Below are 13,245 nucleotides of genomic sequence, written 5' to 3'. Positions count from 1 at the left end.
GAGTTGGATGGAAAGCAGCCGGTTCCCCGGCTCTACCGCGAGCCTGACCGGGCCGCGCGAATTAAGCTGATAGCCGATAGCTATGCGCGGTTGCTGGGCAGGCCGCTGGTTGAAGAGAGCACGGACATCGTGGCCGCACTCTGGACCTCTCCGCGCGCGATCGTCGCCCATGGCACGGAAGCGGACCCGGTGTTTTTCTTCGGCAATGCCACGGCACTGGCGGCGTTCGAAACGAATGTGAAGGCCTTTACCGGCATGCCTTCGCGCCTGTCTGCCGAAGCCCCCCTGCGCGAGGAGCGGCAGGCCTTGCTCGACCGGGTAACGGCCAATGGCTTTATCGATGACTATGCCGGCATCCGCATCAGCGCCCGCGGACGCCGGTTTCGTATCGGCCCTGCCGTGGTGTGGAACCTTCTGGATGCGGAAGGGCTGCGCCACGGGCAGGCGGCGTGCTTTACACCATGACGGAGCGGGAATGAGCACGGCTGATCCGCAGGCGGTTGCCGCCGTCATGGCGAGAGTGGAAGCCGCGCTGGCACAGCCCCGCGAGCGCCTCGTGATCATCGGGCTGTGCGGTGCGCAAGGATCGGGCAAGACGACGCTGGCGCGGGCCGTGCTGGAGGCCTGCACCGACGCCGGATGGCGCGCCGCCGTACTTTCGATCGACGACCTCTATCTGACCCGGGCTGAGCGGCAGGCGCTGGCGCAACGCGTTCATCCGCTGCTGGCGACGCGCGGCGTTCCCGGCACGCACGACGTGGCGCTCGGTCTGTCCGTGTTCGAGGCCTTGGCCAGAGGCGAACCTGTGGCGCTGCCGCGTTTCGACAAGGCCCGCGATGATCGCGCGCCCGAAGCCATCTGGCGGCGCGCGCCGCAAGACTGTGATGTGCTGCTGTTCGAAGGCTGGTGTGTGGGCGCCCGCCCGCAGGAACAGGCGGCGCTGCGCCAGCCCATCAATGCCCTTGAAGCCTGCGAGGATACCGGTGCTGTCTGGCGCACATATGCCAACAACGCCTTGTCAGGCCCTTATCAGGAGCTGTTCGCCTGGCTGGACACGCTGGTCCTGCTGGAAGCGCCCGGTTTCGAGGCAGTCCATGGCTGGCGCCTAGAACAGGAGCAGGAACTTGCTGCCGCGGAGGGAAGCGGCGGGGCGGTGATGAGCGAGGCGGAGATCGCACGGTTCATTGCCCATTATGAACGGCTCACCCGTCATATCCTGAACGAAATGCCAGCGCGGGCCGACCTGGTGATCAGGCTGGATGCCAGGCGCAAGCCGGTGGAGATCCTTTCGCGCCGTTGACGTTATGCGTTGATGTCAGGCCTTGCCGGTATGGGCGCGGGCCCTTTCCGCGCGGCGGCGCTTGCGGGCTTCCAGTTGTGCCAGAGACGGTTCGGAGTCGTCGATAATGTCGGCCAGAACCGCTCCACGCTCGCCCGGGGGACGGGGCGGGCCGACAGTGGTATCGTTCCGGGTCTGCCGCTCTATCTCGGCATTGAGCAGCGCGCCCACCAGAACGCCATAGGCCGATAGAAACAGCCACATCAGGAACACAACAATGGCGGACAGGGAGCCGTAAGTCGCGTTGTAGTCGCTGAGGTAGGCAACATAGAGCGAGAAGCCGAACGAAATGGCGATCCACAGCAGCGTTGCCAGCACTGCGCCGGGGGCCAGCCAGCGCCACTTGGCCGGGCGGCGGTCCGGCCCATAGCGCATGATCAGTGCGAAGCCGCCACTGCCCAGACAGACAGCAAGGATCCACGTCAGCGCCGTGAACAGCATTTGCGCCGAAGATCCCAGATAGAAGCTGGCATGCGTCTGCAGCCAGGCGAAAACACCGCCGGAGAGGACGCCGGTGAGGGCGATCAGCACGGCTGCCAGGGTCAGCGCGGCCTCACGCAGGTACAGGGCGATCGTTCCGCGCGTTTCGTGTTCATCGTTGATGATGTTGAGGGCGCTGATCATGCCGCTGGCCGCGCGCATGCCACCGAAGATCGCAAAGAACAGCGCGATCGCCAGCGCAACACCGGTTACGCCCGAACTGGTCGAGACGATTCGGATCAACTGCGCTTCGAGAATATGGGCCGCTTCCGGGGGCAGGACCTGGGCCAGCCGCTCCATCTGCCTGCCGACGGTCCGGGCATTGCCGACAAGCCCGTAAATCATCACGGTTGCCGCGATGAGTGGTGTAAGTGCCAGAAAAGTGTAGAAAGCCAAACCAGCTGCAAGCAGACCGAGTTCGTGAAACCCCGTCATCACCCAGACCCGTTTGAGCACTCTGCGCCAGGCCAGCCACGGCAATGCCCATGGCGATACGGCCATGGCGCCGGGGGGCAATTCAGCGGCCGGAGCGTCGCTTTTCGGCATGATGCGGAGTCTGCACGGGAACTTTCGCGGTTGCAATGCGATAGCGATGTTCAGGAAAGATCGTATATTCCGGTTCCGCAGGGGGAAGAATCACAGCGTTCCGTATGCCTTGGCTAACTGATCACCCAACATCTCTTTCCCTGCGCCACCGCTGCGGCGCGGGCCTGTTTGCGCTTTCCATCGCTCTTGGCACATCGGCCACGCCGCTGCTCGCCCGAGACAGGGATGCGCCGTCGCCCTCCGGGCAGACGGCCGCACCGGGGCAGGATGATTCGGAGAGCGAGCAATCCGAAACAGACCGTGCAGACATTCCGGCCCCTCCGGCGGATGCCGAGTTGCCTGCGGTCGAACCGGTCATTTCGGACAGGGAGTTTAAAGCCCGGGTTCCTGCGCTCGATGCTGGAGATGATCCGGAGCTGGACAAGCCGCTGGAATCGATCGAGGCATTCGAGCGCAGGCTGGCCGGGGAGCAAGCGGATGCCAGGCCTGAACAGGCCGAGGCACCACCGCTTGGCCAAGCGGCACTGTCGGACGGGGACGCCGCCGAGGAAATCGGCGATGCGCCTGTAAACGATACTGAACTGGCCGCGCCCTTGCCGCCGCTCGGCCAGTTCGAAGTTACGCCGGTGGAGTTCGCGGAAGACAATTCCGGCAGCGAGAAGGACGTGGAAGTCACTTACTCGGTGGAACTGCAAGGGCTGGAAGAGGCAGACAAGCAAACCGGAGTCAGCCTGAAAGGCGAGTTCAATTCGTTTTCCGCCCTCAAGAAGGGAGACGGAAAGGCCGCCAATACCGCGATGGTGCGCGCCCGGCTGACCGAGGACAGTCAGCTTCTGCAGACGATTCTGGCTTCTGAAGGGTGGTATTCGCCGGTCGTCCGCACCCGGCTCATGCCCTCGCGCGAAAAGGGGAGCAAAGGGCTTTCCGCGATGCTCTCGGTTAATCCCGGCAAGCGCTATGTCTTTTCCGGTATCACGATCAAGGCGGACCCGACCCAGCCGCCCAGCCTGATCGAGGACAATCTGGCGCTGCGGCCCGGAGAGCCGATCGTGGCCGACAGGGTGCAGGGCGCCGAAGCGCAAGTGGCTGTGGCTCTGCCCGAAAACGGCTATCCTTTCGCCGTTGTAGGCGAACGCGATATCCTGCTGGACCGGGATACCGGCGAGGGGGCCTATACCCTCCCGGTGACGACGGGCCCGCGCGGCCGCTTCGACAGCTTCACGACCGATGGCGATCCGGTGTTCGATGCCAGCCATATCCGCGTGCTTGCCCGGTTCAAGCGCGGCGAGATCTACGACAGCCGCAAGGTTGACGATCTGCGCAAGGCGCTGGTCGCCACCAGCCTGTTCCGTGCGGTTTCGGTAGAGCCGCGGCGCAGCGGGGATGCCGGGAGCGACGGCACCGAATACGTCACCCTGCACGTGCATCAGGAAGCCGGGCCGCCACGCACGATCGCGGGATCGGTCGGCTATGCCGCGGGCGAGGGGGTGACCACACAGGCGACCTGGACCCATCGCAACCTGTTCCCGCCCGAAGGCGCGCTGATCGCGCATGCCACCGCAGGCACGCAGCAGCAGGGTGTGGGTGCGACCTTCCGCCGCTCCAACGCGGGCAAGCGCGACCGGACTTTCGAGGCGGTGGCCGAGGCATTCCACAACGATTACGATGCCTATAGCGCCTATACTGGGCGTCTGGCCGCCCGCATCAGCCGCGATTCCACCCCGCTCTGGCAGAAGCGTTATACATATGCCTATGGCGTGGAACTGCTGGCGACGGCAGAAACCGATTACGACGCGGAAACCGAGGACCGCAAGCGCCGCACCTATTACGTCGCGGGTCTCAACGGGCAGGCCGGTTTCGACACGACGGACGATCTGCTCAACCCCACCAGAGGCTTTCGCCTGACGGCGCTGGTCCAGCCTGAAACGACCGTGCACAAGGGCTTTGATCCTTATGTAAGGGCGCGTCTGGACGCTTCCACTTACTATTCGCTGGGCAGCAGCTTTGTGCTGGCAGGTCGCGTGCGGCTGGGCACTATTCAGGGAACCGGGCTGTTCGACATCGCCCCTTCGCGCAGGCTCTATGCTGGCGGCGGCGGCTCGGTGCGCGGCTATTCCTATCAGGGACTGGGCGAACAGGCGCCGGACGGCAAGCCGGTGGGCGGGCGCAGCCTCAACGAAGCGTCGTTCGAGGCACGCTACCGTTTCGGAAACTATGGCGTGGTCGCCTTTGTCGATGCGGGGCAAGCCTACCGCGAAACGATGCCGCAGTTCTCTGACTTGCGGTACGGCGTGGGCCTTGGCGGGCGCTTCTACACCAATTTCGGCCCGATCCGCCTCGACGTCGCAACGCCGGTCAACCGGCGTCCGGGGGAATCGCGGATCAATGTCTATGTTTCGATCGGGCAGGCATTCTGATGGCGGAAGAGGAAGACCTTCCGCAGGCGGCCGGAAGCCAGGGGCCGGAAGAGACCGCCGGGGATGCGGCACCAGTGCGGCGCACGCTGTGGCAACGGGCGAAAGTGCGGGCGCTCAAAACGCTGGTGCTGGCCGTTCTGGGGATCGTCGCGTTGGCGGTGGCGGTCATTTTCGGGATCGACACCGGCCCGGGCCACCGGTTCGTCGCCAACCAGATCGCCGGGCTCAAATTCGAAAACGGGATGCGCATTTCCGTGGGGCGGATCGAGGGATCGCTCTATGGCAAGATGACGCTGCACGATCTTTCGGTGCGCGACACCAAGGGCGAGTTCCTGTTCTCGCCCGCCATCGATGTCGACTGGCGGCCGTTTGCTTATCTCGACAATCATGTGGACGTGCGCAGCGCTACCGCCGAGCGCATGATCCTGCGCCGGGTTCCCGTTTTCAAGGAAACGCCGCCGAGCGAGGGGCCGCTCCTGCCGGACATCGATATCGATGTCGGCACCTTGCGCATCGGCCAGTTCATCGCGGAGCCGCCCGTTTCGGGCGAACGCCGCATCGTGACGATCGACGGCAGCGCGCACATCGCCGATGGCCGCGCGCAAGTGAAAGCCAGCGGCGGCACTGTTGCAATCAAGGGCAAGGAGGGGGGAGATGCTTTCACCTTCGATCTCGATGCCTTGCCCGCGAAGAACCGCCTGGCCATCGATCTGGACATGAACGCACCGGCGGGCGGGCTCATCGCATCGCTTGCCGGCTTGACGCAGCCTCTGAAACTGGCGGTCAAAGGCCGTGGCGACTGGGCATCGTGGAGCGGCACGCTGAATGCCGATCTGGGCGGGGGAGAACTGGCCCGGCTGACGCTGACGGCGCGTGACGGTACGTTTGCCATCAAGGGGCCTACGCGGATTGCCCGCCTGTTTGAGGGCTCTGCGGCCACCCTTTTGGGCCCGGTCACGAACCTGGATGTTTCGGCCACGCTCGACCAGCGGCGCGCCAAGCTGGCAGGCATGATCTCCAGCGATACGTTCAATTTCACGCCAAGCGGCACGGTCGATCTGGGCGAGAACCGGTTCGAGAAGCTGCAGCTCGCGTTCGAACTGCTCAAGCCCTCGGCCATGGCCGGGAATGTGAACGGTGCGGGCATTCGCGCTCTTGCCGTTCTGGAGGGCTCTTTCTCTGCACCTGCGATTGACTACCAGCTCAACGCCCGGCGGCTGGCGATGAACGGCATGGGGCTGGAAAACCTGGTGGCAAGTGGAGCGGCCAAAGTCGATGCGGAGCACATTACCATTCCCGTCTCCGCCAAAGTCCAGCGGATTACCGGGCTCGACACCGCCGCTGGCGGCACGCTCGCCAATGTCACGCTGAACGGCGATCTGGCCGTGCAGGGCGCGCGTATCCTGTCCGACAACATGCGGCTGCGCTCCGACCGGATCGATGCCAAGCTGATCCTCGCCGCAGACATGAGCAAGGGATACTACACCGGTGCCATCGATGGGCGTATGGACAATTACCGCCTTGCCAGTGTCGGCATCTTCAACCTGCGTACCGATATGGACCTCAAGAGCGAGCCCCGGGGCTTCGCCTTGCAGGGGAACGTGAAGGCACAGTCCACCAAGCTGCTCAACGACAACCTGCAGACATATCTGGGCGGCAACTTCGCTGTCTCCAGCCATGTGCGGTACGGGACGGACGGCGCCGTGCGGTTTTCCAACTTGCGCCTGACCGCGCCGGATCTGCGCGTGACTGGCGGGAACGGCGTCTGGTCGTCGGACGGGCGCATTGCCCTGAATGCCGATGGCGCGTCGCAGCGCTATGGCGCGATCGGCGTGCGCGTGGCGGGCACGATCCGCAATCCCGATGCGCATGTCACGGCGGAGCATCCGGGGCTGGGGATCGGCCTTGCCAATGTCGATGCCCGCGTTACCGGCGCAAGCGGCGGATACCGCCTCGCGCTGACCAGCGACACCGACTACGGCCCCTTGAAAGCCGATGTCACGCTTGCCACCGAAAAGGCGATGGCGCTCACGGTCAATAGCGCGAACCTGTCCGGCGTCCGCTTCGCTGGCAATCTCGTTCAGACCCCTGCCGGTCCTTTCGCGGGTAAACTGACGGCAAAAGGCAATGGCGTTGGCGGCGTGCTGACGCTGGGCGCCGAAGACAAGTATCAGGCGATCAATTTCAACTTGCGGGCGAACAATGCCGTGTTCGACGGCCCGGCGCGCCTTGCGATCAGATCGGCGATTATCGATGGCCGCGCCGTCCTTTACGATCAGCCCTTGCTGGTGGCCGATGCCCAGCTTTCCGGAACGCAACTGGGGGATTTCGATCTGGCGGCCGGGCGCGTGCAGATCGATTACCGGGACGGGCGCGGCAAAGCCAGGGCGCTTATCGAGGGCGTCAGTGGTGTGCCGTTCCGTCTTGGCCTCAATGCCAGCCTGACCCCGAAAGTCTGGCGTGTGGCGTTGCGCGGCCGCATGCGCGGGCAGACCATTGAGACGGCCAGCCCCGCCCGTATCGTTCCCGGCAAGGACGGCTACGAATTGCTGCCCACGGCCATTTCCATTGGCGGCGGCACGGCAAGGATCGCGGGCCGCTATGGCCCGGGCATGAAGATTCAGAGCCGCCTTGAAAACATCGACATGGCGCTCGTGAATGCCTTTCTGCCAGGATACGGGATCGGCGGAAAGGCAAGCGGCAGCTTCGATTTCGAGCAGAAAGATCCGGCAGCCTTCCCGCGCGCCGATGCCCGGCTGACGCTCAGCGATTTCACCCGCACCAGCGCCAGCACGGTAAGCCAGTCCGTCAATGTCAATTTCGTCGGCAAGCTGCTGCCCGACGGCGGCGAGGCGCGCGCGGTGATCCGCCAGCGCGGCTCGGTGATTGGCCGCCTGTCCGCAAGCCTGCGCCCGCTGCCCCCGGGCGGCGGTTCCTGGCTGACGCGGCTGATGGGCGCACCGCTGGGCGGCGGCGTGCGCTATAACGGGCCTGCAGACACGCTGTTTTCGTTTGCCGGGCAGGGCGGGCAGACCCTGTCCGGATCTGTCGGTCTTGCGGCCGATTTCTCCTGCCGAGTGTCCGATCCCTGCCTTGACGGCGTGCTGCAGGGCAAGGACATGACTTACGAAAACCTCGCCTACGGCACGCGCCTTACCGGCATGGACCTGGCGGGCAAGTTTACGGGCAATTCGCTCAACCTCACATCGCTGACCGCCAAGGCGGGAGACGGCACGGTCCGCGCCAGCGGTAACGTGAGCCTTGCGGCCGATGCAGGTTATCCGATGGATATCTCTGTCGAGCTGGACAAGGCCCGTCTCGCCCGCAGCGAGGCTCTTGCCGCAGAGGCAACGGGCACGCTGCACCTGACCAAGTCCGCAGGCGAACCGGCGCTGCTCAGCGGCGATATCAAGCTGCCGGAGACGCGCTATCAGATCGTGCGCGAAGGCGCTGCCCAGGTGCCGCAACTGACGGGCGTGCGCTTCAAACCGCAGCGGGGGCCCGCCCGCGTCACGGGCGATGAACCGGCACCCGCGTTCTCCAGCGTATTTGCGCTGGTCCGGCTGGATCTCAATCTCAGGGCTCCTGACAAGCTCTATGTGTCCGGCATGGGACTGGAATCGGAATGGAACGCCCGGTTCCATCTGGGCGGGACCAGTGCGGCGCCGGTCATGACAGGGCAAGTGAACCTTGTGCGCGGCACGCTTGGCTTTGCCGGGCATTCCTTCGATCTGGAAGAGGGGCTGATCACGTTTACCGGCGGCAAGACCATTGATCCGACCGTGGCGATCACGGCCTCCGACACGATCGAGGACGTGGACGTGGACGTGAACGTGTCGGGTCAGGCGATGAATCCGAAAGTCGGTTTCAGTTCTTCGCCCTCGCTGCCCGACGATGAAGTGCTTTCGCGCATCCTGTTCGGCAGTTCGGTCGCGAACCTTTCGGCGATCCAGGCTGTGCAACTAGCAAGTTCGCTGAACTCCCTGCGCGGCACCGGCGGCGGGCTGAACCCGCTGGGCAAGCTGCGTTCGGCGGCGGGGATCGACCGCCTGCGCATCCTCGGCGCGGATGAAACCACGGGGCGCGGCACGGCACTCGCGGCCGGGCAATACCTGACCGACGACATCTATGTGGAACTGATCACCGATGCCCGCGGCTTTACCGCGACTCAGCTCGAAGTGAGTGTGACCAAGTGGCTTTCGGTGCTCAGCCAGGCCGGCGGCTCGGGCGCCAACAGCGTCAACGTGCAGATCAAGAAGAACTACTGATGGCGCGGCGTCCAGTCCTGCTCGCGCTGCTGACGCTTGCCGCGGCTCTCTCCGCCTGCGGCAAGCGTGAGCCCACGTTCGACGAGCGCTATCAGGACGCCAGTGCCCGGATCAGTGGCACAGCCGCCGAAATCGATGCGCGAATCGAAGCCAGCGGCACTCCGCAAGACGGTGCATCGCCAAGCGCGCGCTAAAGCGCCGGAGATATTCGTTTAGGAAGGGGAGTGGTGGACGCACTAGGGCTCGAACCTAGGACCCGCTGATTAAGAGTCAGCTGCTCTACCAACTGAGCTATGCGTCCCCACGAGTACCGCGGGAGGAAAGGCTTGGTGGACGCACTAGGGCTCGAACCTAGGACCCGCTGATTAAGAGTCAGCTGCTCTACCAACTGAGCTATGCGTCCACGCGGCCTGTCCGAAAAGGGCCGTTATGGCCCCGCCGATTCGGCGGCGGAGCGGCTCCTATAACGTATGTTTCGCGCATTGGAAGGGGAAACTTGAAGGAAATTCAGGAGAATGTGCTTGGCTTCTGATTCCAGCGGTTTACCGCCATCATCGAACCCAGGCAGATCATGTTGGTCAGCATCGACGTGCCGCCGTGGCTCATGAATGGCAGCGGGATCCCCACCACCGGTGCCAGGCCCATGACCATCATCAGATTGATCGCTACATAGAAGAAGATCGTGGCCGCCATGCCTGCGGCGAGAAGGCCGGAAAACCGGTCGGGAGCGCGGCGGGCTACGTTGAGGCCCCAGGTCAGGATTACCCCAAACACGAAGAGCACGAACAGCCCGCCAAGAAAGCCCCATTCCTCGGCCATGGTGGCAAAGACGAAGTCGGTGTGCGCTTCGGGCAGGTATTGCAGGTGGCTCTGTGTGCCGTTGCCGAATCCCTTGCCGAACACACCGCCCGATCCGATCGCGATTTTCGACTGGGTGATGTGGTAGCCCGTGCCCAGCGGATCGCTTTCCGGATTGAGGAACGTCAGCACGCGGTTGCGCTGATAGTCATGCAGCAGAGTGAAGAACGCGACCGGGATAGAAATGATCGTCGCGGCGCCCGCGCTCAGAAACCACCACAAGGGCAGTCCGGCCAGGAACATTATCACGGCGCCCCCGAAGCAGATTGCAAGCGCGGTGCCAAGGTCAGGCTGAAGCACCACCAGCGCGGCAGGAATACCGATCAGCACGCCGGCCGGAACCAGTCCGCGCCAGCTTCCCGTCATGGGCGGGGGCAGGGTCTCATAGAACTTTGCCAGAACCAGAACGATCGCGGGTTTCATCAGTTCGGAAGGCTGCAGCGTCATGAAACCGAGATTGAGCCAGCGCTGACTGCCGCCGCCAACGGCGCCGATCAGTTCCACCAGCACCAGCAGCGCCACAATACCGCCGTAGATGGGATAGGCCGCCATCCGGAAGAAGTTGCGGCTGACGCACGATATCGCCACGGCCATGACGAGGGAGAAGCCGAAACGGAGCACATGACTGAATGCATAAGGATGCAAGTGTCCGCCCGCCGCCGAATAGAGCACGGCCCCTCCGAGCAGGACGAGGCCGAACAGCGGAATCAGCATCTGCCATGGCTGGCGGGCGATGAAATCGGGGATGATCGACCTGCTCATGGGGTGCCGCCTGAGCTGTTCGATTCCGCCTGGCTGTTTGAATCCGGGGGAGCTGCCCCTGCAGGTTGTCCGCCAGCGGTATCTTGAGCGCTCTCCGGTTCGGGTGGAGCCTGTGCCTCGTTTGCTGCTGGCTGCGCGTTTTCTGCTTCCCGTGCCTTCTGGATTTCCTTCTCGGCAGATACTTTCGGCGCGCCAACGCCATATTGCGCGACATATTGCCGGTAACGGGCATCGAGCCGCTCCTGCGCGGTTCCGCCCCAGCCTTTTTCCAGTGCCAGCAGCGTGTCCCAGGCCTTCCCCGGATTGAACAGGTAAGTCATGACATCCTTGGCGATGGGCGCAGCGGACGTGGCCCCGAAGCCGCCATGCTCCACCACCACGGACATCGCATAGCGCGGCGCGTCGGTGGGGGCGTAGCAGATAAACAGCGAGTGATCGCGCGATCCCCAGTCCGCGACATGCCCGCGCGAAATCATCCTGCGCACTTGGGCCGTCCCGGTTTTTCCGGCCATGAGGACGCCATCGATGTCAATCCGGCTGCCGCGCCCGGTGCCGGCTCCGTTGACCACGCGGAACATTCCGTCGTGCGCAACGGCAAGCTGCTCCGGCGTAAACGGCAGTTCAGGCCCAAGCGGCTTGGGCTGCCCGTACAGCAACGATGGTTGAAGGTTGCGTCCACTGGCAATCCGCGAGGTCATCACAGCAAGCTGGAACGGTGAAACCGAAACGTACCCTTGACCGATCGACGCGTTGAGCGAATCCGCCGCGGTCCATTGCTGATCGTAGCGGCGCATCTTCCAGGTGCTATCGGGAACGGTGCCATAGCGTTGCTGTGCGACCGGCAGGTCGAATTCCTGCCCCAGCCCGAGCAGCTTGGCGACCGGTGCGATCGTATCGTAGCCGACACGGTCCACCATGCTCCAGAAATAGGTATTGCAGCTGCGCTCGATCGCGCTGCGCATGTCCATTGAACCATGCACGGCGTCACAGCGAAAATACCGCCTGCCGAGCCGGTAGCCGCCAGGACAGAACACGCGCTCGTCGGGAGATATGCCGTGTTGCTGAAGGGCGAGAGTTGCCAGAGGCTTCACGGTCGATCCGGGAGGATACAGGCCGCGCAGTGCCTTGTTCAGCAGCGGGATGTGATCATCCTCGTTAAGCATCTTCCATTCGAGGCGGCCGATGCCGTCGGCAAAGCTGTTGGGATCGAAGGCAGGCATCGAGCAAAGCGCAAGAACGCCGCCGGTAAGGCAGTCGATCACAACGACCGCAGCCGATTGGAGGCCGATCCTTCGCGAGGCATAGTCCTGCAGCCCGCCGTCGATTGTCAGCTTGACGGCCTTGCCGGGCGTGTCTTCTCGCGTTTCCAGTTCCCGTACAATGCGGCCCGAGGCTGTAACTTCCACCCGCCGCGCGCCGGGCGAGCCGCGCAATTCCTTTTCGAAGACCTTTTCAAGGCCGTCCTTGCCCACTTTGTATCCCGGCGTGATCAGCAGAGGATCGTGGTCTTTCTGGTACTCTTCGGCCGAGGCCGGTCCGACATAGCCGATGAGATGGGCGACGGAGGGGCCGTTGGGATAGTAGCGCGAGAAGCCGCGCTGAGTGACGATCCCCGGCAAGTCGGGCAGCCGTACGCTCACCGCGGCGAAACGCTCCCAATCAAGCCCAGAGGCAACTTCGACGGCTGCGAACCCGCGCGCCTTGTCGATCTTGTCTCCAAGGTCCTGCCGCTGGACAGGATCGAGCTGGAGCAGTTTCTCGACAGCGTTAATCTCCTGCGCAACATTGGTCATCCGCGCCGGGATCGCATCCACGCGAAAGTCGGCCTGGTTCGAGGCGAGCGGGGTGCCGTGACGGTCCAGAATCCACCCCCTGCGCGGGGGAATGAGCGAGAGGTTGACGCGGTTGCTTTCGGCTTCGAGCTTGTACTTCTCGTTCTCGAAAACCGCGAGATAACCCATCCGCGCGGCCAGCAGCATGCCGAGCCCGCCCTGTACCGATCCCACCACCAGAGTGCGCCGGTCAAAGCTGTTGCGCAGCGTGCCGGAAGTCGTGTGGCTCTTGGGAAGCAGGCGCCGGAACGAAATCTTCATTATACGGCCATGAACGGCGTAAGCCGGAAACGGTCCACAACGGCAACAAGACGCCCGACCAGGGGATAGGAAAGAATGGAAATCACGATCTGCGGCAGGATAATCCCGATGTGCGCGCCTGCACCCGCCAGATTGGCCAGCGCCAGACCCATAACGATATAGGCAACGATCAGCCCAATCGCCACCAGCCACTCGGTGAAAAAGCTGCGCCAGGGCACGCGCGCCTCGACCAGTTCCAGCACGATTGCGGCCAGCGACCACAACAGCACCGCGGCGCCGAAGGGCTGGCCCGAAAACAGATCATCGAACAGGCCGAGCGGCAAACCCGACCAGATCGGCAGCAGCCCCGGCCGCAATTGCCGCCAGGACAGGAACAACAGGAATCCGACCGGCGGCAGTACTGGTGCCGAGGCGATCAGCACCCAGCCAGGCAGCAGTGAGCCCAGAAAGATGGTCAGCCAGGGCAGGGCCAGCGCGATCAA

The 13,245-nt window shown here is 63.9% G+C and carries 9 protein-coding genes and 2 tRNA genes; 5 read left to right on the top strand and 6 right to left on the bottom strand.

All coding sequences use genetic code 11. The features are described from left to right. Nucleotides 1-3 precede the first annotated feature (3 nt). Both MTR66_RS06270 and MTR66_RS06265 read left to right on the top strand, forming a co-directional pair. The gene (locus tag MTR66_RS06270; RefSeq protein WP_243918804.1) at nt 4-465 is read left to right on the top strand and encodes an MEKHLA domain-containing protein; all 462 of its coding nucleotides are present in this window, start codon (nt 4-6) and stop codon (nt 463-465) included. Nucleotides 466-475: 10 nt separating this feature from the next. Further along, nucleotides 476-1,300 carry a kinase gene (locus MTR66_RS06265; protein ID WP_243918802.1) on the top strand — a complete coding sequence of 275 codons (825 nt, stop codon included), beginning with the start codon at nt 476-478 and terminating at the stop codon, nt 1,298-1,300. Nucleotides 1,301-1,315: 15 nt separating this feature from the next. On the opposite strand, the gene MTR66_RS06260 is transcribed toward MTR66_RS06265, so the two are convergent. Next, the gene (locus MTR66_RS06260) at nt 1,316-2,365 is read right to left on the bottom strand and encodes a YihY/virulence factor BrkB family protein (protein WP_243918800.1); all 1,050 of its coding nucleotides are present in this window, start codon (nt 2,363-2,365) and stop codon (nt 1,316-1,318) included. 104 nt (nt 2,366-2,469) lie between these two features. On the opposite strand from MTR66_RS06260, the gene MTR66_RS06255 reads away from it, so the two are divergent. From MTR66_RS06255 to MTR66_RS06245, 3 genes are read left to right on the top strand one after another with little or no spacing between them, the layout of a single operon-like run. Then, nucleotides 2,470-4,782 (top strand): autotransporter assembly complex protein TamA, encoded by a 2,313-nt coding sequence (locus MTR66_RS06255; RefSeq protein WP_243918798.1) that lies wholly within the window; start codon nt 2,470-2,472, stop codon nt 4,780-4,782. Next, nucleotides 4,782-9,050: a translocation/assembly module TamB domain-containing protein gene (locus tag MTR66_RS06250; protein WP_243918797.1), complete on the top strand. Its 4,269-nt coding sequence runs from the start codon at nt 4,782-4,784 to the stop codon at nt 9,048-9,050. The genes MTR66_RS06255 and MTR66_RS06250 overlap by 1 nt, the downstream gene beginning before the upstream one ends. Then, nucleotides 9,050-9,244 carry a hypothetical protein gene (locus tag MTR66_RS06245; protein ID WP_243918795.1) on the top strand — a complete coding sequence of 65 codons (195 nt, stop codon included), beginning with the start codon at nt 9,050-9,052 and terminating at the stop codon, nt 9,242-9,244. Before MTR66_RS06250 ends, MTR66_RS06245 begins: the two co-directional genes overlap by 1 nt. Before the next feature lie 31 nt (nt 9,245-9,275). Here MTR66_RS06245 and MTR66_RS06240 read toward each other — a convergent pair. The 5 genes from MTR66_RS06240 to MTR66_RS06220 all read right to left on the bottom strand — a co-directional run bounded on the left by MTR66_RS06240 (nt 9,276) and on the right by MTR66_RS06220 (nt 13,245). After that, nucleotides 9,276-9,351 (bottom strand) — tRNA-Lys (locus MTR66_RS06240). A 26-nt stretch (nt 9,352-9,377) separates the two neighbouring features. Next, nucleotides 9,378-9,453, bottom strand: a tRNA-Lys gene (locus MTR66_RS06235). 104 nt (nt 9,454-9,557) lie between these two features. Further along, complete coding sequence (gene rodA / locus MTR66_RS06230; protein WP_243918792.1) at nt 9,558-10,670, bottom strand: rod shape-determining protein RodA; 1,113 nt, start codon at nt 10,668-10,670, stop codon at nt 9,558-9,560. After that, a complete protein-coding gene (gene mrdA, locus MTR66_RS06225) occupies nt 10,667-12,763 on the bottom strand; it encodes a penicillin-binding protein 2 (RefSeq protein WP_243918790.1) in 2,097 nt (698 codons plus the stop codon). Before mrdA ends, rodA begins: the two co-directional genes overlap by 4 nt. After that, the gene (locus MTR66_RS06220) at nt 12,763-13,245 is read right to left on the bottom strand and encodes a rod shape-determining protein MreD (protein WP_327194489.1); all 483 of its coding nucleotides are present in this window, start codon (nt 13,243-13,245) and stop codon (nt 12,763-12,765) included. Before MTR66_RS06220 ends, mrdA begins: the two co-directional genes overlap by 1 nt.

It is taken from the genome of Novosphingobium beihaiense, assembly GCF_022832375.1.
Classification (GTDB): domain Bacteria; phylum Pseudomonadota; class Alphaproteobacteria; order Sphingomonadales; family Sphingomonadaceae; genus Novosphingobium; species Novosphingobium beihaiensis.
Note: the sequence above shows the minus strand (reverse complement) of the source record. Positions and strands in the feature narration are given on the sequence as shown.

Excerpts from the sequence above, each read along its gene's own strand:
- MTR66_RS06265 (WP_243918802.1), top strand. The coding sequence starts at position 476 with ATGAGCACGGCTGATCCGCAGGCGGTTGCCGCCGTCATGGCGAGAGTG.
- MTR66_RS06260 (WP_243918800.1), bottom strand. The coding sequence starts at position 2,365 with ATGCCGAAAAGCGACGCTCCGGCCGCTGAATTGCCCCCCGGCGCCATG.
- MTR66_RS06255 (WP_243918798.1), top strand. The coding sequence starts at position 2,470 with ATGCCTTGGCTAACTGATCACCCAACATCTCTTTCCCTGCGCCACCGC.
- MTR66_RS06250 (WP_243918797.1), top strand. The coding sequence starts at position 4,782 with ATGGCGGAAGAGGAAGACCTTCCGCAGGCGGCCGGAAGCCAGGGGCCG.
- MTR66_RS06245 (WP_243918795.1), top strand. The coding sequence starts at position 9,050 with ATGGCGCGGCGTCCAGTCCTGCTCGCGCTGCTGACGCTTGCCGCGGCT.
- rodA (WP_243918792.1), bottom strand. The coding sequence starts at position 10,670 with ATGAGCAGGTCGATCATCCCCGATTTCATCGCCCGCCAGCCATGGCAG.
- mrdA (WP_243918790.1), bottom strand. The coding sequence starts at position 12,763 with ATGAAGATTTCGTTCCGGCGCCTGCTTCCCAAGAGCCACACGACTTCC.